The sequence below is a fragment of the Acidovorax sp. GW835-FHT14B10 genome (assembly GCF_058793725.1).
In genome coordinates this window covers 77,398-100,364 of the sequence record NZ_JBXAGC010000009.1, presented here as the reverse complement: position 1 = coordinate 100,364, position 22,967 = coordinate 77,398, and the positions used below count along the sequence as shown (strand labels likewise).

The following is a 22,967-nucleotide window of genomic DNA, read 5'->3' as shown; positions in this document are numbered from 1 at the left end:
CATGCTTCTACAGCGTGTCATCACCGCTCTTGTCCTGCTGGCCATTCTGCTGCCCGCGCTTTTTTATCCCTCCGCGGTGCCATTCACGCTGGTCGTGCTGGTGCTCATGGCTGCCGGCGCATGGGAGTGGGGGCGCCTGAGCGGCTTTGGCCAGGCAGGTTCGCTGGCCGTGGGCGCTGCCTGCGTTGCCCTGTGCGGTGCGTCTTGGGCGCTGGGCTGGATTGATCGGCCCCTGACCGCCCTGTGGATCGTTGGAGGTGGCCTGTGGGTGCTGTGTGCGGCCTGGCTGCTGCGCGCCGGCGTGCCGGGCTGGCCCCGCATTCCTGCGGCCGTGCGCCTGGTGGCCGGGGTGCTGGCACTTTGGCTCGCCTGGCTGGCCGTGGTGCAGGCCCGCCATCTGGGCGTCAATTTTCTGCTGTCGGTGCTGGTTCTGGTGTGGGTGGCCGATATCTTTGCCTACTTTGCCGGCCGCGCCTTTGGTTTGCGTTTCACCAAGAGCAAACTGGCGCCTTCCATCAGTCCCGGCAAGAGCTGGGAAGGGGTGTGGGGCGGGCTGGCGGGCGTGATCGTGCTGGCATTTGCCTGGGTTGCCGCAGATACCTACTGGCAGGCCGCAGTGCCCAGTTTCTACAGCCGCCTGGCGCAGCAGGGTGGTTGGCTGCTGGTGATTTCGGTCCTGTTCATGGTGGCCATGAGCGTGGCCGGTGATCTGGTGGAGTCGCTGATCAAGCGCAGTGCGGGCGTGAAAGACAGCAGTGGCCTGCTGCCGGGGCATGGCGGGGTCCTGGACCGCGTGGATGCCTTGTTGCCCACACTTCCCCTGGCCCTGATGCTGACGCGCCTGACGACACCCCTATGAAACAACGACTCACTGTTCTGGGCTCTACTGGCTCTATTGGTACCAACACGCTCGACGTGGTGGCACGCCATCCGGATCGATTCGAGGTGTTTGCCCTCAGTGCAGCCACCCAGGTGGACCTGATGCTGGCGCAGTGCGCGCAATTCAAGCCTTGCTTTGCCGTGATGGCCAGCGCACCGCATGCCCGTTTGCTGGCTGAGAAAATCAAGGTAAATGGGCTCAAAACGCATGTCCTTCAATCCCCAGATGCTCTTGAAATAATAGCTTCCAACGAGGAGGTGGATACGGTCATGGCGGCCATTGTCGGGTCGGCGGGGCTGGCGCCTTGTCTCGCGGCGGCCTGGGCCGGAAAGCGCCTGCTGCTGGCCAACAAGGAGGCGCTGGTCGTCGGGGGCGACGTGTTTCTGGATGCGGTGCGCGAAGGGGCGGCCACGTTGCTGCCGATCGACAGCGAGCATTCAGCCATCTTCCAGTCCTTGCCCGAAGATGCCGCCACCTGGAGCCAGCGGGTCGAGAAAATCATTCTGACCGCCTCCGGGGGGCCATTTCGCACCCGATCGCCCGACACGCTGCGCGATGTCACGCCGGAGCAGGCCTGCGCCCATCCCAACTGGAGCATGGGGCGCAAGATTTCGGTGGATTCGGCCACCATGATGAACAAGGCACTCGAAGTCATCGAGGCGCGCTATCTGTTTGGCCTGGCTCCGTCGCAACTGGATGTGGTGATCCACCCCCAAAGCATCATCCACTCCATGGTGCAGTACCGGGACACTTCGGTGGTGGCGCAACTGGGCACCCCGGACATGCGTGTTCCCATCGCGTACGGCCTGGCCTGGCCCGAGCGGGTCGAGTCGGGGGCTTCGGCGCTGAATTTCCATGCGCTTTCCGCCATGACCTTCGAGTCCATCGACGACCATGGGCATCGCGACCGCTTTCCCGGGCTGCAGCTGGCGTGGGACGCCCTGGCGGCCCCGCAGGGCACGACGGCGGTCCTGAATGCGGCCAACGAGGTGGCGGTGGCGGCGTTTCTGGAGCGTCGCATCCGTTTCGATCAGATACACCATCTCAATCTTGCAACTTTGGAAGCGGTTTCCCCCTCCAACCCCGATTCGCTCAAGGCCTTGCTGGCCCTGGATGCCCAGGCGCGCAGTGTGGCCGAGCAGGCTGTCGGCCGCATGGCCGGCTGAATGCGGTTGATTCACGGAGCCATTGCATGTTGTTGACGCTTGTCGCTTTCGTTGTTGCTCTGGGCGTGCTAATCGCAGTGCACGAGTATGGACATTACCGGGTGGCGGTGGCCTGTGGTGTCAAGGTGCTGCGGTTTTCGGTGGGTTTTGGCAAACCGCTCCTGCGCTGGCAGCCCAAGGGTTCCGCCACCGAATTTGTGCTGAGTGCGTTCCCGTTGGGGGGCTATGTGCGCATGCTCGATGAGCGCGAGGCGCCCGTGTCCGAGGCCGAGCGCCATCTTGCGTTCAATGCCCAGCCCCTGCGCGCGCGCGCGGCCATCGTGGCAGCGGGTCCACTGGCCAATCTGCTGCTGGCCGTGTTGCTGTATTCGGTGGTCAACTGGATCGGTGTCCAGGAACCCAGGGCGCTGCTGGCCAGCCCCGTGGCGGGTTCGGTAGCGCAGGCTGCGGGTTTGCGCGGCGGTGAGCTGGTGCACAGCGCGGCCTTGGGTGCGAACGAACTGGAGCCCGTGCGTTCTTTCGAGGACTTGCGCTGGTTGTTGACCCGCGGCGCCCTGGAGGGCGAAAGGGTGCGGCTGGAGGTCGAGCCAACACCTGGTGCCGTGCACCGGGAGGTGTTGCTGGATATGGCGCAGCTCGACACGCGCGAGGCCGATGCGCAACTGTTTCGCAAGGTGGGGCTTCTGGGGCCCTGGACGCGTCCGGTGTTGGGCGAAATCATGGCCGGTGGCGCTGCGCAGCGCGCGGGGCTTCGCCAGGGCGATGTGGTCCTGAAAATAGGCGTGACAGAAGTGGTGGATGGCCAGCAGCTGCGCGAACTGATTCGCCAGTCCGTGCGCGCCGAGGCGGCCGTGGTGCAGCCCTGGCGCATCGAGCGTGGAGGTCAGCAGCTGACCGTGGACGTGATGCCCGAAATCTTTAAAGAGCAAGACGGCATTGTGGGTCGCATCGGTGCCTATGTGGGCGCGCCGCCCGAGCTGGTGATCGTTCAGCATGGGCCCGTTGAGGGCTTGTGGAATGGCGTTGTACGGACCTGGGACGTGTCCGCCCTGACGCTTCGCATGATGGGCCGCATGGTGCTTGGCCAGGCGTCCCTGAAAAATCTCAGTGGACCCTTGACGATTGCCGACTATGCCGGCCGCTCGGCCAGCATGGGTTTCACGCAGTACCTGGTGTTTCTGGCACTCATCAGCGTGAGTCTGGGCGTGCTGAACCTGCTGCCCTTGCCAGTCCTTGATGGTGGGCACCTGATGTATTATCTTTGGGAGGGTGTGACCGGCAGGAAGGTGTCGGATGCGTGGATGGAGCAGTTGCAGCGCGGTGGCGTGGCAGTGCTTCTTCTCATGATGTCCATTGCCCTGTTCAACGATATCACCCGGCTATTTGGCTAACCTTTTTGCCGCTGTCCCCTGCGTCATGCGGCTTCCGCTTCACTCATGAAAAAACACATCAATCGCTTGGGCGTGCGTACTGCAGCGGCCGTTGCCGCCATGGTTTTTGTCGCCAATGCGGCCTGGGCTCTGGAGCCCTTCAAGGTGCAGGACATCCGGGTGGAGGGGTTGCAGCGCGTGGAGCCTGGGACCATTTTTGCTTCCATGCCGCTGCGGGTGGGCGATGACTACAACGATGAAAAGGGCGCGGCCGCCATCCGGGCGCTGTTCGGTCTGGGATTGTTCAAGGATGTGAGGCTGGAAGCCACCGGCAATGTGCTGGTGGTGGTGGTGGAAGAGCGCCCGACCATTGCCGATGTCGATTTTGCAGGCACCAAGGAATTCGACAAGGAGGCTCTCAAGAAGAGCATGCGCGACGTGGGGCTCACCGAAGGGCGTCCCTACGACAAGGCGCTGGCCGACCGGGCAGAGCAGGAGCTCAAGCGCCAGTACATCAACAAGAGCCTGTACGGCGCCGAAGTGGTGACCACTGTGACGCCCATTGAGCGCAACCGTGTCAACCTCACCTTCACGGTGGTGGAAGGCGAGCCTGCACGCATCAAGGAAGTGCGCATTGTGGGCAACAAGGCGTTCAGCGAGTCCACGCTCAAGGGGCTCTTTGACCAGGACACCGGCGGCTGGCTGAGCTGGTACACCAAGTCGGACCGCTATGCCCGTGCAAAGCTCAACGCCGATCTGGAGACCCTGCGCTCGTACTATCTGCAGCGCGGCTACCTGGAGTTTCGCGTGGATTCCACCCAGGTGGCCATCTCGCCCGACAAGCAGGACATCTCCATTGTGGTCAATGTCACCGAAGGCGAGCGTTTCGTGGTGTCGGGGGTGAAGCTCGAAGGCAATTACCTCGATCGCGACGACGAGTTCAAGTCGCTGGTCACCATTCGCCCGGGCGAGCCCTACAACGCCGATCAGGTCACTGAAACGACCAAGGCTTTTTCCGAATATTTTGGGCGTTTCGGTTTTGCCTTCGCGCGCGTCGAGGCGGTGCCCGACATCGATCGCGAAAACAACCGCGTGACCTTGGTGCTGCAGGCCGAACCGGCCCGCCGGGCGTATGTGCGGCGCATCAATGTGAGCGGCAACAACCGCACCCGTGATGAAGTCGTGCGCCGTGAATTCCGACAGTACGAGGCCTCCTGGTATGACGGCGAGAAGATCCGCCTGTCGCGCGACCGTGTGGACCGGCTTGGCTACTTTACCGAAGTGGGCATCGAAACCCAGGAAGTGCCTGGATCGCCAGACCAGGTCGACCTCGTGATCAATGTGGCCGAGAAGCCCACAGGGTCACTGCAACTGGGCGCCGGTTTTTCCAGTGCTGAAAAGGTGGCCTTGTCCTTTTCCATCAAGCAGGAAAACGTTTTCGGTTCCGGCAACTATCTGGGGGTGGATGTCAACACCAGCAAGTACCGCCGCACCTTGGTGTTCAGCACCACCAATCCGTATTTCACCCAGAATGGCATTTCCCGTACGATGGATCTCTACTACCGTACCGACAAGCCCTATGAAGAGCAGGGTGGCAATTACCAGCTGGTCACCACGGGTGCATCCATTCGTTTCGGGGTGCCCTTCAGCGAGACCGACACCGTGTTCTTCGGTGGCGGGGTGGAGCAGATCAAGATCAAGGCAGGCACCCTCATGCCGGCCGCCTACTTGGCCTACGCGGACACCTATGGAAGCAGCAGCATCGCCGCTCCCCTGACCATTGGCTGGTCGCGCGATGACCGCGACAGTGCGCTGGCACCCAATTCGGGGCGTTATCAGCGGCTCAATTCCGAATGGTCTGTGGCAGGTGATGCGCGCTATCTGCGGGCGAACTACCAGTACCAGCAGTACATCCCGCTGAACAAGCGTTTCACGGTGGCCTTCAATGGCGAACTGGGCTATGGCAAGGGCATGAACGGTCGGCCGTTTCCGGTGTTCAAGAATTTTTACTCCGGTGGCCTGGGTTCCGTACGTGGTTTCGATCAGGGCACACTGGGGCCGCGCGATGTCACGGGCGCTTCCTTGGGCGGGCCCAAGAAAGTCACGCTCAATGCCGAGTTGATGGCACCTTTCCCAGGGGCCGGCAATGACCGCACGCTGCGCATTTTCACTTTCGTGGACGTGGGTAATGTGTATGGCGAAGATGACAAAGTCAGTTTTAATGACATGCGCGTATCCGCAGGTGTGGGCCTGAGCTGGATTTCCCCCCTGGGTCCGCTGCGTCTTGCCTATGCGCAACCGGTGCGCAAGTTCGCCGGCGATAGAATCCAGAAACTTCAATTCCAGATTGGTACGTCCTTCTAATGAAATCCCTTTCCCGCCATTTCACTTTGGGTGTGCTGCTGAGCGCACTGGCCGTGGCTGCTCCTGCGCTGCAGGCACAAGAATTCAAGGCCGGTTTTGTCAATACCGACCGCATCTTCCGCGAAGCCACCACCGCCAAGGCGGCCCAGGCCAAGCTGGAGCAGGAGTTTTCCCGTCGCGAGAAGGAACTCATCGACATGGGCAACACCTTGAAGACGGCGACGGAGAAATTTGAGCGCGAGGCCCCTACCATGGCCGAGAGCCAGCGCACCACCCGCCAGCGCCAGTTGGTGGACCAGGACCGTGAATTCCAGCGCAAGCGTCGTGAGTTCCAGGAAGACCTGAATGCCCGCAAGAACGAAGAGCTCGCACAGGTTCTGGAGCGCGCCAACAAAGTGGTCAAGCAAGTGGCCGAGGCGGAGAAGTACGACGTCATCCTGCAGGAAGCTGTGTACATCAATCCCAAGCACGACATCACCGATCGGGTGATCAAGGCGCTGAATGCCGCTGGCAAATAAGCCGCGGCTCAGGGTGGGTGGCGCGTGAGTTTGCTCCTCGGGAACATTGTCGACGCGCTGGGCGGATCGCTGGAAGGGGGGCTGCGGGAAACCGAGATTCTTCGCATCGCACCGCTCGAAACCGCCGGTCCAGGGGACATCAGTTTCCTGAGCCACCCGCGTTACCAGCAGCAACTGGCCGCCTCCCGGGCGGCCTGCGTCATTGTGGCGCCTGCCATGCACGAGCTTGCGCTGGTGCGCGGCGCGTGCATCGTGGCGGACAACCCCTATGCCTATTTCGCCCGGGTGACGCAGCTTTGGCGGCAGCGCCATGGCGAAGCCGTGCAAGCCGGTGTGCACCCCAGTGCCGTGGTGGATGCGACCGCCGTGGTGCATCCCAGTGCTTCGGTCGGCCCGCTGTGCGTTGTCGAGCGCGGTGCCCACATTGGCGCAGGCACGGTGCTCAAGTCGCGCGTGACGGTGGGTGAAGAATGCCACATCGGCGCGCGCTGCATCGTGCACGCCGGCGTGGTGATCGGGGCCGACGGATTTGGTTTTGCGCCAGAAAACGGGCAATGGATCAAGATCGAACAACTGGGCGCCGTGCGCATTGGCGACGATGTCGAGATCGGTGCCAACACCTGCATAGATCGCGGTGCGCTGCAGGACACCGTGATCGAAGACGGGGTGAAACTCGACAATCTGATCCAGGTGGGCCACAACGTGCACATCGGCAAGCATGCTGCGATGGCCGGGTGTGTGGGCATCGCGGGCAGCGCCACCATTGGAGCGCATTGCACTGTTGGTGGGGGCGCGATTGTGCTGGGCCACCTGAAATTGGCCGACAACGTGCATATTTCCGCGGGCACGGTGGTCACACGCTCCTTGAACAGGCCGGGCCAGTACACCGGCATGTTCCCCATCGACGACAATGCCCGCTGGGAAAAGAACGCTGCGACACTCAAACAATTGCACAGCCTGCGCGAGCGCATCAAGGCGCTGGAGCAGGCCCTGAAGGCAGCATGAACGGAAGAACAACTCGATGATGGATATCCACGCAATTCTCAAGCAGCTGCCCCACCGCTACCCGTTTCTGCTGGTAGACAAGGTGATCGAGCTTGAGAGCAACACCCGCATCAAGGCCATCAAGAACGTCACGTTCAACGAGCCATATTTCATGGGGCATTTCCCCGGCCGCCCCGTGATGCCCGGTGTGTTGATCCTTGAAGCCTTGGCGCAAGCCGCAGGCCTGCTGGCTTTTGATGCCATGGGCAAGGTGCCCGATGAAAACAACATCTATTATTTTGTCGGTATCGACGGCGCGCGCTTCAAGCGCCCCGTGGAGCCGGGTGACCAGCTGATCCTGTCCATCACCATCGACCGCGTGCGCGGTGGCATCTGGAAGTTCAAGGGCGTGGCCAGCGTGGGCGACGAGGTGGCTTGCGAAGCCGAACTCATGTGCACCATGCGCAGCGTAGGCTGACTGACCAAACTGTTCAGATCTGTTGGACCGTGAGCAATATTCATCCCACAGCCATTGTCGAGGCGGGTGCCCGCATCGATCCCTCCGTGACAGTGGGGCCGTACACCATGATAGGCCCCGATGTTTCCATCGGGGCCGGCACCACAGTGGGCCCGCATTGCGTGATCGAAGGGCGCACCACCATCGGTGCGGACAACCGCATTTTCCAGTTTGCATCGCTCGGTGCCGCGCCGCAGGACAAGAAGTACGCGGGCGAGCCCACACGGCTTGTCATCGGGGACCGCAACACCATCCGCGAGTTCTGCACCTTCAACCTGGGAACCACCCAGGACAAGGGCGTGACGACCATAGGCGATGACAACTGGATCATGGCCTACGTGCACATCGCACACGACTGTGTGGTGGGCAACCAGACCATCCTGGCCAACAATGCCACGCTGGCCGGGCATGTGCAGGTGGCGGACCAGGCCATCATCGGCGGGCTCACGGGCATTCACCAGTTTGTGAAGGTGGGCGCGCATGTAATGGCCGGTTTTGCCAGCCACATCTCGCAGGACGTCCCGCCCTTCATGATGGTGGACGGCAACCCGCTGGCCGTGCGGGGGCTGAACCTCGAAGGCCTGCGTCGCCGTGGTTTCTCGGCTGCGCGGATGGCGGGCATCAAGCAGATGCATCGCATGCTGTACCGGCAGGGGTTGACCCTGGGGGCCGCCCGCACCGCCATCGCCGAGTTGCCGGCCACCCATCCGGAAGCCACCGCCGACATCGCGTTGGTGCTGGCCTTTCTGGATGCCTCCACGCGCGGCATTGCGCGCTGAGGGGCGCCCATGAGTATTTCCCCCCGCGTTGCCATGGTGGCGGGCGAGACCTCGGGCGATCTGCTCGCAGGCCTGCTGATCGATGGTATGCAGGCCCACTGGCCACAGTTGCAATCCTGCGGCATTGGTGGCCCGCAAATGCAGCGGCGTGGTTTTCAGGCCTGGTGGCCCAGCGAGAAGCTGGCCGTCCATGGCTACAGCATGGAAGTGCTGCGCCGGCTGCGGGAGTTGCTCGGAATCCGCAAACAGCTGCGCGAGCGTTTGCTCGGGGACCGTCCCGATGTTTTCATCGGCGTGGACGCGCCCGACTTCAATCTGGGGCTGGAGGCCGATCTGCGTGCCGCCGGCATCAAGACGGTGCACTTCGTGTGTCCGTCCATCTGGGCCTGGCGTGCCGACCGGGTCGAGAAGATCCGACGCAGCGCGGACCATGTGCTGTGCATTTTTCCGTTCGAGCCGGAACTTCTGGCGCACCATGGCATTGCGGCTACGTATGTGGGCCACCCGCTGGCGGGTGTGATTCCCATGCTGCCAGACCGCGCTGCCGCCCGGGCGCAACTCGGTCTGCAGGATTCGGACGAGGTGCTGGCCATCCTGCCCGGCAGCCGTTCTTCCGAGATTCAGTACATAGCCCAGCCCTTCTTTGAGGCGGCGGCGCTGGTGCTTAAAGCGCGACCCGCCATCAAATTGGTAGTGCCGGCGGTGCCCGCCTTGCATGATCGGATCGTTCAGATCGCCCACCACTGTGGCCTGGGTGGGGCGGTGCAGATCATTGCGGGGCAGTCCCACACCGTGCTTGCCGCCTGCGATGCCACCTTGATCGCCAGCGGTACCGCAACGCTGGAAGCGGCACTCTTCAAGCGCCCCATGGTGATCGGCTACCACATGCATCGCTGGAGCTGGTGGCTCATGCGCCGCAGGCAGTTGCAGCCCTGGGTGGGGTTGCCCAACATCCTTTGCCGCGAGTTTGTGGTGCCTGAACTCATCCAGGACGCGGCCACGCCGCAAGCGCTTTGCGCGGCAGCGTTGGACTGGCTGGACGCGCGGCGCAGCAATCCCCAGAAAATCGCGGCCCTGGAGCGGCGCTTCACGGCGCTGCACGAAAGCCTGCAACGCAACACCCCTCAACTGGCTGCCGATGCGATCCAGAAAATCCTTGCCGCCTGAACAGGCCAGCTTGCCCTGGCATCCCCCGGGTTTGGTGGCGGGGGTGGACGAGGCCGGCCGCGGCCCGCTGGCCGGGCCCGTGGTGGCCGCTGCGGTCATCCTCGACGAGCTGCACCCTATCGCCGGACTGGCCGACTCCAAGAAGCTCACCGCCGCGCGGCGCGAGGCCCTGTTTGACGAGATCCGGGCCAAGGCGCTGTGCTGCAGCATCGCCGAAGCCAGTGTCGAGGAAATCGACCGTCTGAACATCCTGCAGGCCACGCTGCTGGCCATGCGCCGCGCCGTGCTGGGCCTGCGGCTCAAGCCGAAGATGGTCCTGGTCGATGGCAACCGGCTGCCCACGCTGGACATGCCGGCCGAGGCCATTGTCAAGGGCGATGCGCTGGTGCCTGCCATTTCGGCGGCCTCCATCCTGGCCAAGGTGCACCGGGACCGCTGGTGCGTGCAGGTCGATGCGCAGTACCCGCAATACGGCTTTGCCGGCCACAAGGGCTACGGCACGGCCGTGCACATGGCCGCCCTGCGCGAGCATGGCGCCTGCATACACCATCGGCACAGCTTTGCACCCGTGGCCAGGGTGCTGGCCTGAATGGCCCGGCGTACCGGGCCCCTTCTTTGCCCGCACGGGACACCGCATGACCTCCGCTCCCCTGACCGTCATCCACTCGCGTGACAACGCCTTTGTCAAAGACCTGCGCCGGCTGGCGCAGGACAGCACGGCCTACCGCAAGCAGGGCCGTGTCTGGCTGGAGGGCGACCACCTGTGCAGCGCGGCCCTGCAGCGTGGCGTGCGGCCCGTGGTGGCGGTGTTTTCGGAGTCTTTTTGGCCTCAGGCACCCGTTGCATATGCGCAAGCGGCTATTAAGGTCGTAGTGATCGCCGATGCCCTGTTTGCGGACATCAGTGGCCTGGAATCACCGGCGCCCATGGGGTTTGTTGTGGATGTCGCCGCGCCGAGGGGGTTGCAGGCGGCGGTGGCCACGGTGGTGCTGGACCGCGTGCAGGATGCGGGCAATGTGGGCTCCATCCTGCGCAGTGCATCGGCATTTGGCTTCCGGCAGGTGGTGGCGCTCAAGGGCAGTGCGGCGCTGTGGGCGCCCAAGGTGCTGCGCGCGGGCATGGGCGCGCACTTTGCGCTCGATCTGGTGGAAGGGCTGGAGGTGCAGGGCCTCCAGGCGCTTCAGGTGCCACTGCTGGTGACCCATGTGCACGATGGCGACTTCCTGCACCGCGCCGCCTTGCCGTGGCCGTGCGCCTGGGTGCTGGGCCATGAAGGGCAGGGCGTGTCGCCCGCGCTGGAGGAGCGTGCCACCCGGCGTATCCGCATTGCGCAGCCTGGCGGCGAGGAGTCCCTGAACGTGGCTGCCGCCGCAGCCATCTGCCTGCACGCCAGTGGCGCCACGCGCTGAAATTTGGAACGCATCGACTGGGTCGGTGGTGAAAGACAGGCACATTGCGTGGCGTGCTGCAGCCCCGGCCGCGATGCCGCATTGCGGCATGAGGGCATTCGGGGCGGGACTCAGCTGGGTATAATCAGGGGCTTTTCTCGCAACAGCGTCGCCCGATCGCACCCAAAGCAACAACCCATCTGAGAGCAGCCGCCGGCACACCTTGCGCGAGCGGCCTGCAGGCGCCGGGCGACCGTAACCATCCGGAGAATCCAGTGCTCTTGTCTCTACAGGGAAACTTCCCGCCCGCCATCCTGGCGCTCGCAGACGGCACGGTCTTTATCGGTAATTCGATCGGTGCTTCATCCGCAGATGCGGGCACCACCGTCGGCGAAGTGGTGTTCAACACCGCCATCACCGGCTACCAGGAAATCCTCACCGACCCCAGCTATTGCCAGCAGATCGTGACGCTCACGTATCCGCACATCGGCAACTACGGCGTCAACACCGAGGATATCGAAGCCGACAAGGTCCATGCCGCAGGCCTCATCATCAAGGACCTGCCCCTGCTGGCCAGCAACTTCCGCCAGACCGAAACCCTCTCGCAATACCTTGTGCGCCACAAGACGGTGGCCATTGCCAACATCGACACCCGCAAGCTGACCCGCCTGCTGCGCAACAAGGGTGCGCAGAACGGCGCCATCGTTGGCCTGGCGGCCGGTGAAGCCGTGACACAGGCACGCGTTGACGCCGCGCTGGCCGCAGCCAAGGCCGCGCCCAGCATGAAGGGCCTGGATCTGGCCCAGGTCGTGACCACGCCCGCCGCCTACCCCTGGGACCAGACCGAGTGGAAGCTGGGCTCAGGCTACGGCAAGCAGGAATCGCCCCGCTTCCATGTGGTGGCCTACGACTACGGCGTGAAGCTGAACATCCTGCGCATGCTGGCCGAGCGCGGCTGCAAGCTGACGGTGGTGCCTGCCAAGACGCCGGCCGCCGAAGTGCTGGCCATGCACCCCGACGGCGTGTTTCTGTCCAACGGCCCTGGCGACCCCGAGCCCTGCGACTACGCCATCACGGCGGTGCGCGAGATCATCGACAGCGGGACTCCCACTTTCGGTATCTGCCTGGGCCACCAGATCATGGCCCTGGCCTCTGGCGCCAAGACCTTCAAGATGCAGCACAGCCACCACGGTGCCAACCACCCGGTGAAAGACCTGGACAACGGGCGCGTCAGCATCACCAGCCAGAACCACGGCTTTGCGGTGGAGCTGGAGTCGTTGCCTGCCAACCTGCGCGCCACGCACATCAGCCTGTTCGACGGCACGCTGCAGGGCCTGGTGCGCACCGACAAGCCCGCCTTCTGCTTCCAGGGGCATCCCGAGGCATCGCCCGGCCCGCACGACATTGCCTACCTGTTCGACCGCTTCACGGCATTGATGGCCACGGCCCAGGAGAAAAAATAATGCCAAAGCGCACAGACCTCAAAAGCATTCTCATCATCGGCGCCGGCCCCATCATCATCGGCCAGGCCTGCGAATTCGACTATTCCGGCGTGCAGGCCTGCAAGGCGCTGCGCGAAGAGGGCTACAAGGTCATCCTGATCAACAGCAACCCCGCCACGATCATGACCGACCCGGCCACGGCCGACGTCACCTACATCGAGCCCATCACCTGGCAGACGGTCGAGAAGATCATCGCCAAGGAGCGCCCCGATGCCATCCTGCCCACCATGGGCGGCCAGACCGCGCTGAACTGCGCTCTGGACCTGTGGCGCAACGGCGTGCTCGACAAGTACCAGGTCGAGCTGATCGGCGCCACGCCCGAAGCCATCGACAAGGCCGAAGACCGCCTGAAGTTCAAGGACGCCATGACCAAGATCGGTCTGGGCTCCGCGCGCTCAGGCATCGCCCACAGCATGGACGAAGCCTGGGCGGTGCAAAAGAGCGTGGGCTTCCCCACCGTGATCCGCCCCAGCTTCACGCTGGGTGGCACGGGCGGTGGCATTGCCTACAACCCCGAAGAGTTCGAGACCATCTGCAAGCGCGGCCTGGAAGCCTCGCCCACCAACGAACTGCTGATCGAAGAGTCGCTGCTCGGCTGGAAAGAGTACGAGATGGAAGTGGTCCGCGACAAGGCGGACAACTGCATCATCATCTGCTCGATCGAAAACCTGGACCCCATGGGCGTGCACACCGGCGACTCGATCACCGTGGCTCCCGCGCAGACCCTGACCGACAAGGAATACCAGGTTCTGCGCAACGCCAGCCTGGCAGTGCTGCGCGAGATCGGCGTGGACACCGGCGGCTCCAACGTGCAGTTCTCGATCAACCCGCAGGATGGCCGCATGGTCGTCATCGAGATGAACCCGCGCGTCTCCCGCTCCTCGGCGCTGGCCTCCAAGGCCACGGGTTTTCCCATCGCCAAGGTGGCGGCCAAGCTGGCCGTGGGCTATACGCTCGACGAGCTGAAGAACGAAATCACCGGAGGCGCCACGCCCGCGTCGTTCGAGCCCTCGATCGACTATGTGGTCACCAAGATTCCACGCTTTGCATTCGAGAAGTTTCCCACGGCCGACAGCCGCCTGACCACGCAGATGAAATCCGTCGGCGAGGTCATGGCCATGGGCCGTACCTTCCAGGAGTCCTTCCAGAAAGCCCTGCGTGGCCTGGAAGTGGGTGTGGACGGCATGAACGAGAAGACCCAGGACCGCGAAGTCCTGGAGAAGGAACTGGGCGAGCCCGGCCCCGAGCGCATCTGGTACGTGGGCGATGCGTTTGCCATGGGCCTGTCGGTCGATGAGGTGTTTGACCTCACCAAGATCGACAAGTGGTTCCTGGTGCAGATCGAGCAGATCGTGAAGATCGAGCTCGATATCGACAAGCTTGTTGCCGAGAAGGGCGCGGGCGCCCTGGCAGCAATCGATGCCGGCACGCTGCTCACGCTCAAGCAAAAGGGCTTCTCCGACCGCCGTCTGGCCAAGCTGCTCCAGACCACCGAGAAGGCCGTGCGCGAAGCGCGCCGAGCGCTGAACGTGCGCCCGGTGTACAAGCGCGTGGACACCTGCGCGGCCGAGTTCGCCACCGACACCGCTTACCTGTACTCCACTTACGAAAATGCCACCTACGGGGGCGCCGCGGAATGCGAGGCAGAGCCCACCACCAACAAGAAGATCATGGTGCTGGGCGGCGGCCCCAACCGGATCGGCCAGGGCATCGAGTTCGACTACTGCTGCGTGCATGCGGCCCTCGCCATGCGCGAGGACGGCTACGAGACCATCATGGTCAACTGCAACCCCGAGACTGTCTCCACCGACTACGACACCTCCGACCGCCTGTACTTCGAGCCCGTCACGCTCGAAGACGTGCTGGAGATCGTGGACAAGGAAAAGCCGGTCGGCGTGATCGTGCAGTACGGCGGCCAGACGCCTTTGAAGCTCGCCCTGGGCCTGGAGGCCGAAGGCGTGCCGATCATCGGCACCAGCCCCGACATGATCGATGCGGCCGAAGACCGCGAGCGCTTCCAGAAGCTGCTGGGCGAGCTGGGCCTGCGCCAGCCGCCCAACGCGACTGCGCGTACCGAGCCGGAGGCGCTGGAAAAGGCCTCCGCCCTGGGCTACCCCCTGGTGGTGCGCCCCAGCTACGTGCTGGGCGGCCGCGCGATGGAAATCGTGCACGAGCAGCGTGACCTGGAGCGCTACATGCGCGAGGCCGTCAAGGTGAGCAACGACTCGCCCGTGCTGCTCGACCGTTTCCTCTCCAACGCCATCGAGTGCGATGTGGACTGCGTGCGTGATTCCGCAGGCGTCACCTTCATCGGCGGCGTGATGGAGCACATCGAACAGGCCGGCGTGCACAGCGGCGACTCGGCCTGCTCGCTGCCCCCGTACTACCTGTCGCAGCCCACCATCGATGAAATCAAGCGCCAGACGGCCGCCATGGCCGAGGGCCTGAACGTGGTGGGCCTGATGAACGTGCAGTTCGCCATCCAGGAAGCCGACGGCAAGGACATCATCTACGTGCTGGAGGTGAACCCGCGCGCCTCGCGCACGGTGCCTTTCGTCAGCAAGGCCACGGGCATCCAGCTGGCCAAGGTGGCCGCGCGCTGCATGGCGGGCCAGACCCTGGCCAGCCAGGGCATCACCCAGGAAGTGACGCCCCCGTACTTCAGCGTGAAGGAGGCCGTGTTCCCGTTCGTCAAGTTCCCTGGCGTGGACACCATCCTCGGCCCCGAGATGAAGTCCACCGGCGAGGTGATGGGTGTGGGCAAGACCTTCGGCGAAGCCTTCGTCAAGAGCCAGCTGGGCGCGGGCACCAAGCTGCCCACCTCGGGCAAGGTGTTCCTCACCGTGAAGAACAGCGACAAGGCACGCGCCGTGGCCATCGCCCGCGATCTGGTGGCGATGGGCTTCGTGCTCGTGGCCACCAAGGGCACGGCGGCGGCCATCGCCGAGGCCGGCGTGCCGGTGGCGGTGGTCAACAAGGTGACCGAAGGTCGCCCGCACATCGTGGACATGATCAAAAACGACGAGATCGCCATGGTCATCAACACGGTGGAAGAGCGCCGCAATGCGATTGCCGACTCGCGGGCCATCCGCACCTCGTCGCTGCTGGCGCGCGTGACCACGTTCACCACCATCTTTGGTGCGGAAGCCGCGGTCGAGGGCATGAAATTCCTCGACAAGCTCGACGTGTATTCGGTGCAGGAACTGCACGCCCAGCTGACCGTCTGATGGTGGTCTGCACCCGGGCAAACGCGGCATAATCTGCCCTGACCAGACACCGCCGCGCGGCAACGTGCGGCGGTTTCCTTTTTAGGGTCGCCAAAGGCATGGACAGCGAAGCTTCCTGTCCATGTCGGGTGACTGACCGGTGGGGGTGCTTCGCATTCCCACCGCTTTGATTGACGGAGACTCATCGCAATGGCCACCATTCCCATTACCAAGCGCGGCGCTGAAATGCTCAAGGCCGAGCTGCACCGCCTCAAGACCATAGAGCGGCCCGCTGTGATCACGGCGATTGCCGAGGCGCGTGCGCAGGGTGACCTCAGCGAAAACGCCGACTACGATGCGGCCAAGGACCGCCAGGGATTCATCGAGGGCCGCATTCAGGAAATCGAGGGCAAGCTCTCGGTGGCGCAGGTCATTGATCCGAGCGGTGTGGACGGTGGCGGCAAGGTGGTGTTTGGCGCCACGGTCGAGCTGGAGGATGAAGACTCGGGCGACACGGTGAAATACCAGATCGTGGGCGAGGACGAGGCCGATCTGAAACAGGGCCTGATCAATATCTCCAGCCCGATTGCCCGGGCCCTGATTGGCAAGGAAGAGGGCGACACGGCGGAAGTGCAGGCACCGGGCGGCGTGCGCCGCTATGAAGTGGTGGCCGTCAGCTACCTGTGATCCGAAGCACCATGCGCATCCGCCTTCCTGCCTTTCTGGCGGCCCTCTGGTGGGGCAGTCTGACGACCATCGGGCTGCTGGTGGTGCCGCTGTTGTTCGCCCATTTGCCCACCCCTGCACTGGCGGGCGGCATGGCGGCAAGGCTGTTTGCTGCCCAGACCTGGGTGACGGTGGCGTGTTGCGTGCTGTTGCTGCTGGTTTCAAGGCCAAAAGGCGAGGTGACCCAATATCCATGGGCTAAAGCGGCTATGGTTTTCATCGTTGGTGGGTTGCTGCTGGCATTGCTGACCCAGTTTGGCGTGGCGCCGCGCATCGTCGCCCGGCAGGATTTGCGCCTGTGGCACACGGTGGGGAGCGTAATGTATGCCGTGCAATGGGTGTGTGCAGGCATGACGCTCTGGCGGACGCTGCCGGCCCGTCATCCACAATGACGGCTGATCGGTCGGTCGCGGCTCTGTGATCGCAACGGGAGGCAGGTGATGGTTTCGCAAGTCGTACGCATTGAAACAACGCAATGGCAGGGGCTGCAGGGCAATCCTGCCTGGACGACTGCGGTGGAGGGGGGGCAGGTGCTGTTCTTTCCCCAGCTCGCTTTTGCACTGCTGCCGGAGGAGAACACATACCTGCGCCCGGACATCCGCGACCCGGGCGCACGCAACATCAGCCTGGATGCCCAGGGCCGCCTGAAGGGGGCGGCGGGCAACGCGGCAACACAGGCGGGCCTGGCGGCGATGGTGGGGCGCTTTCGGGAGCAGGCCATGGCGCTGGTCTCGGGCCTGCTGCCGGACTATGTGCCCGCGCTGCGCCTGGCGCCCACGAGTTTCCGGCCCATGCAGGTGGAGTCGCGCGTGCAGTCGTGGCGCGCGGACGATCGCCGCCTGCATGTGGACGCCTTTCCATCGCGCCCCAATGATGGCGAGCGCATTTTGCGCGTGTTCACCAATGTCAATCCCGAGGGCCAGCCCCGGGTGTGGCGGCTGGGTGAGCCGTTTGAAACGGTGGCGTGCAATTTCCTGCCCAAGGCCAAGCCCTATGTGCGCTGGCAGGCCCATGCCCTCCAGGCGCTGCACGTGACCAAATCGCTGCGCAGTGAATACGATCACCTGATGCTGCAACTGCACGACGGCATGAAGCGCGATCTGGCCTACCAGAAAGAGGCGACGCAGGAAACGGTGCCGTTTCCTGCCGGATCGACCTGGATCTGTTTTTCCGACCAGGCTTCGCATGCAGTGATGTCGGGCCAGTACATGCTGGAGCAGACCCTGCACCTGGCCCCCGGCCATGAGTACGACCCCGCCGCGAGCCCGCTGGCGATCCTGACGCGCCTGACGGGGCGACCCCTGGTGGGGGTTTAGGGAGTCCCACCGAGCAAGGTCATTCGTTCCAGTAGCGCGCAATCCAGCGCGCGGGTTCCATGTGCCGAAAGCGCTTGTTGCGGCGGCCGGCGAGGGCATCGGGCGGATTGCACTCGCCATGAAATATCACCACCCGCGCATCTGCAGGCACGATCGGCTCGCGCCAATAGTTGCTGGGCCAGGCGGGAATGCAGCTGTACTTGAAGCTGGGGCACCAGGCTTGCGGCCAGTACTGCAGTTTTCCCTGGCGGTGCAGCCGGTGTGACAGGTAGGCCTGCTCATTGCGAAATTGCGAGCGTACCTCGTTGATATGGGTGCGGAAGTAGTCCAGCAGGTCGGCGTGTGCGCCCAGTTCGAAGCGGTAGATCGACGAGTTGCCGGTGATGCGCCCGAACTGCCAGGGACGCACGTAGTCGCGGATGATGCGAAAGCTGCCGGGTTGCTCGAAAAAGCCATCGAGGCTGCCCACCACCACCACGTCCAGGTCCATGAACAAGGCCGTGCCGCGCAGGCCATGCAGATCCGCTTCGAAGGTGGTGAGCTTTTGCCAGGCGCCATCGCGCTCGCCGGGCGCCAGATTCAGGTCCAGATCGGGAATCGGCAGGCAATGCACCTCCTGGCGAATGCCTGTGCTGTCGTCGGTCAGGCAAACGAAGTGAAAATCACCCGTGAGGTTGCGGCGCACCATCGCGTACAGCCGATTGACATATTCGGGGCCGTATTTCGTGCCCCATTTCATGCAGATCACATGGCGCTGCTGCGCCGCGGCAGTGGGTGCGGCCATGGCGTCAGTCAGCCTGGCTTTTCTTGATCGACTTCAGCTTGGGCTTTTTTGCCCGCTTGATCTGCCCGCCGGACGTGAGGCGCTGGTTGCCCAGCACGCGCAGTTGCTTGATTTCGGGCCGCTGGCCGCCGCGTTTGCTGTATTTGAGCACCTTGACGTCACGCGGGCCGGGCATGCGGTCTTCGTCCGGTGTGCGCTCCTTGGCGGGCTGGGGGCGCCAGAGCACCAGAAGTTTGCCGATGTGCTGGATGGGGGCCGCGTTCAGGTCCGCCGCCAGCTGCTGGTACATCAGTTCACGGGCCGTGCGGTCATCGTTGAAGATGCGCACCTTGATCAGCCCATGGGCGTTCAGGGCGGCATCGATTTCTTTTTGCACCGCGGCGGTCAGGCCATCTCCCCCTACAAGGACCACGGGGTCGAGGTGGTGGGCATTGGCGCGATGTTCCCGGCGCTCTGCGGGAGTCAGTTGAATTTGGGGCATGGCCGTATTATGTCTGCGGCCCGTCACGCAGCGACTTCACCCCGTTGCGCGTGGTGAGCCCTTGACGCAATCAGCGGTGCCGATTGTCGAGAGACAATGGAGCGGTATGAAAGTTAAAACCCAAAGCAAGAAGGTCAACAAGGCCTGGTTGAACGACCATGTCAATGACACTTACGTCAAACTGGCCCAGAAAGACGGCTATCGCGCGCGTGCGGCCTACAAGCTCAAGGAAATCGACGAGCAGCTGGGGTTGATCAAGCCGGGCCACACGGTCGTGGATCTGGGCTCCACCCCCGGGGCCTGGAGCCAATATGTGCGCCGGCGCCTGTCGCCTGCAGGGGCGGCGGCCGGGCAGCTCAATGGCTGCATCATTGCGTTGGACATTCTGCCCATGGAGCCCGTCGAGGGCGTGACTTTCCTGCACGGCGACTTTCGGGAGCCCGAGGTATTGCGGCAGCTGGAGGACGCATTGCAGGGCCGGGCCGTGGATGTGGTGGTGTCCGACATGGCGCCCAACCTGTCCGGCATAGAGTCGGCCGACGCGGCGCGCATTGCGCATCTGGTGGAGCTTGCCGTGGACTTTGCCTGCCAGCATCTGAAACCTGAGGGCACGCTGGTGGTGAAATTGTTCCATGGCAGCGGCTATGGCGAGCTGGTGGCTCTGTTCAAGCGGAGCTTCAAAACCGTCAAACCGATCAAGCCCAAGGCTTCACGAGACAAGTCCTCCGAAACTTTCCTGGTGGGCATGGGTCTCAGAAATAACGCGTGAGTGGGGTGGGTTGGGGCCATGGCTTACGCAATTTGGCGCCAAAGTCCGTGCTGAGTCCATGGCAGGCAGGGGGAATAAGACCTCCTGAGGCTTGAAACACCTAAAATGGGCCATACGTAAGCCGTGATGGCTTTGTGACCGTTTTTTCCCGCGACTGGAGTCCTGCTTGAACAATCAGTGGTTTTCAAAAATTGCCGTGTGGCTTGTCATCGCCATGGTGCTGTTCACTGTGTTCAAACAGTTCGACACCCGCGCCGGTGCCAGTGCAGGCCATGTCGGCTATTCGGAGTTCCTGGAGGAAGTCCGCAGCAATCGCATCAAGAGCGCCACCATCCAGGAAGGTCAGGGTGGCACCGAGATCGTTGCGGTCACCAACGATGACCGCAGGATCCGCACTACCGCCACCTACCTTGACCGCGGCCTTGTCGGCGATCTGATCAACAACAACGTCAAGTTCGACGTCAAGCCGCGCGAAGAGGGCTCTTTGCTCATGACCCTGCTGGTCAGCTGGGGTCCCATGCTGCTGCTGATCGGCGTGTGGGTGTATTTCATGCGCCAGATGCAGGGTGGCGGCAAGGGCGGTGCCTTCAGCTTTGGCAAAAGCAAGGCGCGCATGCTGGACGAAAACACCAACCAGGTCACGTTCGCTGATGTGGCGGGTTGCGATGAGGCCAAGGAAGAAGTCAAGGAAGTCGTCGACTTCCTGAAAGATCCCCAGAAGTTTCAGAAGCTCGGTGGCCGCATCCCCCGTGGTCTGCTGCTGGTCGGGCCACCGGGCACCGGCAAGACCTTGCTGGCCAAATCCATTGCCGGCGAAGCCAAGGTGCCGTTCTTCAGCATCTCGGGTTCTGATTTTGTGGAAATGTTCGTCGGCGTCGGCGCGGCCCGCGTGCGCGACATGTTCGACAACGCCAAGAAGAATGCCCCCTGCATCATCTTCATCGACGAAATCGACGCCGTGGGCCGCCAGCGTGGTGCGGGCCTGGGCGGTGGCAACGACGAGCGCGAGCAGACCCTCAACCAGATGCTGGTCGAGATGGACGGTTTCGAGACCAACCTGGGCGTCATCGTGGTGGCGGCCACCAACCGCCCTGACATCCTGGACGCCGCCTTGCTGCGCCCCGGCCGCTTCGACCGCCAGGTGTATGTGACGCTGCCCGACATCCGCGGCCGCGAACAGATCCTGAACGTGCACATGCGCAAGATTCCGATCGGCCAGGACGTGAATGCCGGCATCATCGCCCGTGGCACGCCCGGCATGAGCGGTGCCGACCTGGCCAACCTGTGCAACGAAGCCGCCCTGATGGCTGCGCGCCGCAACGCCCGCACCGTGGAAATGCAGGACTTCGAAAAGGCCAAGGACAAGATCCTCATGGGCCCAGAGCGCAAGAGCATGGTCATGCCCGAGGAAGAGCGCCGCAATACGGCCTACCATGAGTCCGGCCATGCCCTGATTGGCAAGCTGCTGCCCAAGTGCGACCCGGTGCACAAGGTCACGATCATTCCCCGTGGCCGCGCACTGGGCGTGACGATGAGCCTGCCCGCGCAGGACCGTTACAGCTATGACCGCGAGTACATGCTCAACCAGATCAGCATGCTGTTTGGTGGCCGTATTGCCGAAGAAGTGTTCATGAACCAGATGACGACCGGTGCCAGCAACGACTTCGAGCGGGCCACCCACATCGCCCGCGACATGGTCACGCGCTACGGCATGACCGATGCCCTGGGCCCCATGGTCTATGCGGAAAACGAAGGCGAGGTGTTCCTGGGCCGTTCGGTGACCAAGACCACCACCATGAGCGAGCAGACCATGGAAAAGGTGGACATGGAAGTGCGCCGCATCATCGACGAACAATACAACCAGGCCCGTCGCCTGATTGAAGAGAACAGCGACAAGATGCACGCCATGGCCAAAGCTTTGCTGGAATGGGAAACCATCGACACGGAGCAGCTCGACGACATCATGGCTGGCAAGGCACCGCGCCCACCCAAGGACTGGACGCCGCGTACGCCCCCATCCTCCGGCGATGGCCCCAGCGGTGGGTCGCCCGCGGTGACCACGGAGCCCGCCCCTACCGTTGCTTGACGCGGAAGCATCTTCATCACCAAAACGGGGCTTGCGGCCCCGTTTTTGTTTTCAACCCCCATTTTCCCGGAGTCCCATGTTCTGGCAAACCACCCGATTCACCCTGGATCTGACCCGCCCGCACACCATGGGCATTGTCAATGTGACGCCAGATTCCTTCTCCGACGGGGGGCGCCATGGATCCACTGCGGCGGCGCTGCGCCACTGCGAGCAACTCGTGAAGGACGGCGCCGACATCCTCGACATCGGCGGTGAATCCACCCGTCCCGGCAGTCCGGCCGTGGGTCTCGATGAGGAACTGGCGCGCGTACTCCCCCTGGTGCGCGAAGCGGTGGGCCTGGGCGTGCCGATCTCGGTGGATGCCTACAAACCCGAGGTCATGCAGGCGGTGCTTGATCTGGGGGCCGATATCGTGAACGACATATGGGCTTTGCGCCAGCCCGGCGCGGCGCAGGTGGTGGCGCGGCACCCGCACTGCGGTGTGTGCCTGATGCACATGCACGGCGATCCGCAGACCATGCAGGTGGCGCCCATGGTGGGCGATGTATTGCCGCAGGTGCTCTCTTTTTTAGAGCTGTCAGCGCATAACCTGCAGGCGCTGGGGGTCAAGAAGACCAGAATTGTGCTGGACCCGGGCATTGGCTTTGGCAAAACAGTGGCGCAGAACTTCGCCCTGCTGGCGCGCCAGCGCGAGTTGCTGGCGCCAGGCTATCCGTTGCTGGCAGGCTGGTCGCGCAAATCGTCGCTGGGTGCTGTGACGGGGCTGGACGTGGAGCAGCGGCTGCAGCCCAGCGTGGCCGCTGCGCTGCTCGCAGTGGAGCGCGGCGCCCGCGTGGTGCGCGTGCACGATGTCCGCGAAACGGTGCAGGCACTGGCGGTCTGGCGTGCCATGGAATCAGATCCCGTGGTGGCTGGGTAAGGGCAGCCCGGTGCTATTGACAACGCATCGCGGGGAGTTGGCTGC

At 63.5% G+C, this 22,967-nt stretch carries 21 protein-coding genes; 19 read left to right on the top strand and 2 right to left on the bottom strand.

Annotated elements, in window-relative coordinates:
* The first annotated feature begins 1 nt into the window (after position 1).
* The 16 genes from AC1Q5S_RS09135 to kdoO all read left to right on the top strand — a co-directional run bounded on the left by AC1Q5S_RS09135 (position 2) and on the right by kdoO (position 17,883).
* A complete protein-coding gene (locus tag AC1Q5S_RS09135) occupies positions 2-859 on the top strand; it encodes a phosphatidate cytidylyltransferase (RefSeq protein WP_303833544.1) in 858 nt (285 codons plus the stop codon).
* The gene (gene ispC, locus AC1Q5S_RS09130) at positions 856-2,046 is read left to right on the top strand and encodes a 1-deoxy-D-xylulose-5-phosphate reductoisomerase (protein WP_303833545.1); all 1,191 of its coding nucleotides are present in this window, start codon (positions 856-858) and stop codon (positions 2,044-2,046) included. The genes AC1Q5S_RS09135 and ispC overlap by 4 nt, the downstream gene beginning before the upstream one ends.
* A gap of 26 nt (positions 2,047-2,072) precedes the next feature.
* Positions 2,073-3,437, top strand: coding sequence for an RIP metalloprotease RseP (gene rseP, locus AC1Q5S_RS09125; protein WP_422204296.1), 1,365 nt, complete (start codon positions 2,073-2,075; stop codon positions 3,435-3,437).
* Between the two features lie 45 nt (positions 3,438-3,482).
* A complete protein-coding gene (bamA, locus tag AC1Q5S_RS09120) occupies positions 3,483-5,780 on the top strand; it encodes an outer membrane protein assembly factor BamA (RefSeq protein WP_303833547.1) in 2,298 nt (765 codons plus the stop codon).
* Complete coding sequence (locus AC1Q5S_RS09115; RefSeq protein ID WP_422204294.1) at positions 5,780-6,298, top strand: OmpH/Skp family outer membrane protein; 519 nt, start codon at positions 5,780-5,782, stop codon at positions 6,296-6,298. Before bamA ends, AC1Q5S_RS09115 begins: the two co-directional genes overlap by 1 nt.
* Before the next feature lie 24 nt (positions 6,299-6,322).
* Complete coding sequence (gene lpxD / locus AC1Q5S_RS09110; protein WP_303833549.1) at positions 6,323-7,303, top strand: UDP-3-O-(3-hydroxymyristoyl)glucosamine N-acyltransferase; 981 nt, start codon at positions 6,323-6,325, stop codon at positions 7,301-7,303.
* Between the two features lie 16 nt (positions 7,304-7,319).
* Positions 7,320-7,760: a 3-hydroxyacyl-ACP dehydratase FabZ gene (fabZ, locus tag AC1Q5S_RS09105; protein WP_026436865.1), complete on the top strand. Its 441-nt coding sequence runs from the start codon at positions 7,320-7,322 to the stop codon at positions 7,758-7,760.
* Positions 7,761-7,789: 29 nt separating this feature from the next.
* The gene (gene lpxA / locus AC1Q5S_RS09100; RefSeq protein WP_422204291.1) at positions 7,790-8,578 is read left to right on the top strand and encodes an acyl-ACP--UDP-N-acetylglucosamine O-acyltransferase; all 789 of its coding nucleotides are present in this window, start codon (positions 7,790-7,792) and stop codon (positions 8,576-8,578) included.
* Between the two features lie 9 nt (positions 8,579-8,587).
* Positions 8,588-9,745, top strand: coding sequence for a lipid-A-disaccharide synthase (gene lpxB, locus AC1Q5S_RS09095; RefSeq protein WP_492238689.1), 1,158 nt, complete (start codon positions 8,588-8,590; stop codon positions 9,743-9,745).
* A complete protein-coding gene (gene rnhB, locus AC1Q5S_RS09090) occupies positions 9,717-10,334 on the top strand; it encodes a ribonuclease HII (RefSeq protein WP_303833552.1) in 618 nt (205 codons plus the stop codon). The genes lpxB and rnhB overlap by 29 nt, the downstream gene beginning before the upstream one ends.
* A gap of 46 nt (positions 10,335-10,380) precedes the next feature.
* Positions 10,381-11,154, top strand: a complete 774-nt coding sequence (locus AC1Q5S_RS09085; RefSeq protein WP_492238688.1) for a TrmH family RNA methyltransferase — start codon at positions 10,381-10,383, stop codon at positions 11,152-11,154.
* 254 nt (positions 11,155-11,408) lie between these two features.
* The gene (gene carA, locus AC1Q5S_RS09080) at positions 11,409-12,596 is read left to right on the top strand and encodes a glutamine-hydrolyzing carbamoyl-phosphate synthase small subunit (RefSeq protein ID WP_303833554.1); all 1,188 of its coding nucleotides are present in this window, start codon (positions 11,409-11,411) and stop codon (positions 12,594-12,596) included.
* Positions 12,596-15,862, top strand: a complete 3,267-nt coding sequence (gene carB, locus AC1Q5S_RS09075; protein ID WP_492238687.1) for a carbamoyl-phosphate synthase large subunit — start codon at positions 12,596-12,598, stop codon at positions 15,860-15,862. Before carA ends, carB begins: the two co-directional genes overlap by 1 nt.
* A 189-nt stretch (positions 15,863-16,051) precedes the next feature.
* Positions 16,052-16,528: a transcription elongation factor GreA gene (gene greA / locus AC1Q5S_RS09070; protein ID WP_092696480.1), complete on the top strand. Its 477-nt coding sequence runs from the start codon at positions 16,052-16,054 to the stop codon at positions 16,526-16,528.
* 11 nt (positions 16,529-16,539) lie between these two features.
* Positions 16,540-16,959 carry a DUF4149 domain-containing protein gene (locus tag AC1Q5S_RS09065; RefSeq protein WP_303833556.1) on the top strand — a complete coding sequence of 140 codons (420 nt, stop codon included), beginning with the start codon at positions 16,540-16,542 and terminating at the stop codon, positions 16,957-16,959.
* Between the two features lie 48 nt (positions 16,960-17,007).
* Positions 17,008-17,883, top strand: a complete 876-nt coding sequence (kdoO, locus tag AC1Q5S_RS09060; RefSeq protein WP_303833557.1) for a Kdo hydroxylase KdoO — start codon at positions 17,008-17,010, stop codon at positions 17,881-17,883.
* A 19-nt stretch (positions 17,884-17,902) separates the two neighbouring features.
* On the opposite strand, the gene AC1Q5S_RS09055 is transcribed toward kdoO, so the two are convergent.
* Both AC1Q5S_RS09055 and AC1Q5S_RS09050 read right to left on the bottom strand, forming a co-directional pair.
* Positions 17,903-18,667 (bottom strand): glycosyltransferase, encoded by a 765-nt coding sequence (locus AC1Q5S_RS09055; protein ID WP_303833558.1) that lies wholly within the window; start codon positions 18,665-18,667, stop codon positions 17,903-17,905.
* Positions 18,668-18,671: 4 nt separating this feature from the next.
* Positions 18,672-19,148 carry a YhbY family RNA-binding protein gene (locus AC1Q5S_RS09050; protein ID WP_303833559.1) on the bottom strand — a complete coding sequence of 159 codons (477 nt, stop codon included), beginning with the start codon at positions 19,146-19,148 and terminating at the stop codon, positions 18,672-18,674.
* A gap of 106 nt (positions 19,149-19,254) precedes the next feature.
* Between AC1Q5S_RS09050 and AC1Q5S_RS09045 the strand changes: the two genes are divergently transcribed.
* The 3 genes from AC1Q5S_RS09045 to folP all read left to right on the top strand — a co-directional run bounded on the left by AC1Q5S_RS09045 (position 19,255) and on the right by folP (position 22,922).
* Entirely contained in the window at positions 19,255-19,917 is a 663-nt protein-coding gene (locus AC1Q5S_RS09045; RefSeq protein ID WP_422204281.1) for an RlmE family RNA methyltransferase, read from the top strand.
* Between the two features lie 166 nt (positions 19,918-20,083).
* The gene (ftsH, locus tag AC1Q5S_RS09040; protein ID WP_303833561.1) at positions 20,084-22,003 is read left to right on the top strand and encodes an ATP-dependent zinc metalloprotease FtsH; all 1,920 of its coding nucleotides are present in this window, start codon (positions 20,084-20,086) and stop codon (positions 22,001-22,003) included.
* A gap of 76 nt (positions 22,004-22,079) precedes the next feature.
* The gene (folP, locus tag AC1Q5S_RS09035) at positions 22,080-22,922 is read left to right on the top strand and encodes a dihydropteroate synthase (RefSeq protein WP_492238686.1); all 843 of its coding nucleotides are present in this window, start codon (positions 22,080-22,082) and stop codon (positions 22,920-22,922) included.
* The last annotated feature ends 45 nt before the right edge of the window (positions 22,923-22,967 follow it).

Coding starts and splice junctions, on each gene's coding strand:
- AC1Q5S_RS09135 (WP_303833544.1), top strand. CDS start 2: ATGCTTCTACAGCGTGTCATCACCGCTCTTGTCCTGCTGGCCATTCTG.
- ispC (WP_303833545.1), top strand. CDS start 856: ATGAAACAACGACTCACTGTTCTGGGCTCTACTGGCTCTATTGGTACC.
- rseP (WP_422204296.1), top strand. CDS start 2,073: ATGTTGTTGACGCTTGTCGCTTTCGTTGTTGCTCTGGGCGTGCTAATC.
- bamA (WP_303833547.1), top strand. CDS start 3,483: ATGAAAAAACACATCAATCGCTTGGGCGTGCGTACTGCAGCGGCCGTT.
- AC1Q5S_RS09115 (WP_422204294.1), top strand. CDS start 5,780: ATGAAATCCCTTTCCCGCCATTTCACTTTGGGTGTGCTGCTGAGCGCA.
- fabZ (WP_026436865.1), top strand. CDS start 7,320: ATGATGGATATCCACGCAATTCTCAAGCAGCTGCCCCACCGCTACCCG.
- lpxB (WP_492238689.1), top strand. CDS start 8,588: ATGAGTATTTCCCCCCGCGTTGCCATGGTGGCGGGCGAGACCTCGGGC.
- rnhB (WP_303833552.1), top strand. CDS start 9,717: ATGCGATCCAGAAAATCCTTGCCGCCTGAACAGGCCAGCTTGCCCTGG.
- AC1Q5S_RS09085 (WP_492238688.1), top strand. CDS start 10,381: ATGACCTCCGCTCCCCTGACCGTCATCCACTCGCGTGACAACGCCTTT.
- carB (WP_492238687.1), top strand. CDS start 12,596: ATGCCAAAGCGCACAGACCTCAAAAGCATTCTCATCATCGGCGCCGGC.
- greA (WP_092696480.1), top strand. CDS start 16,052: ATGGCCACCATTCCCATTACCAAGCGCGGCGCTGAAATGCTCAAGGCC.
- AC1Q5S_RS09065 (WP_303833556.1), top strand. CDS start 16,540: ATGCGCATCCGCCTTCCTGCCTTTCTGGCGGCCCTCTGGTGGGGCAGT.
- kdoO (WP_303833557.1), top strand. CDS start 17,008: ATGGTTTCGCAAGTCGTACGCATTGAAACAACGCAATGGCAGGGGCTG.
- AC1Q5S_RS09055 (WP_303833558.1), bottom strand. CDS start 18,667: ATGGCCGCACCCACTGCCGCGGCGCAGCAGCGCCATGTGATCTGCATG.
- AC1Q5S_RS09050 (WP_303833559.1), bottom strand. CDS start 19,148: ATGCCCCAAATTCAACTGACTCCCGCAGAGCGCCGGGAACATCGCGCC.
- AC1Q5S_RS09045 (WP_422204281.1), top strand. CDS start 19,255: ATGAAAGTTAAAACCCAAAGCAAGAAGGTCAACAAGGCCTGGTTGAAC.
- folP (WP_492238686.1), top strand. CDS start 22,080: ATGTTCTGGCAAACCACCCGATTCACCCTGGATCTGACCCGCCCGCAC.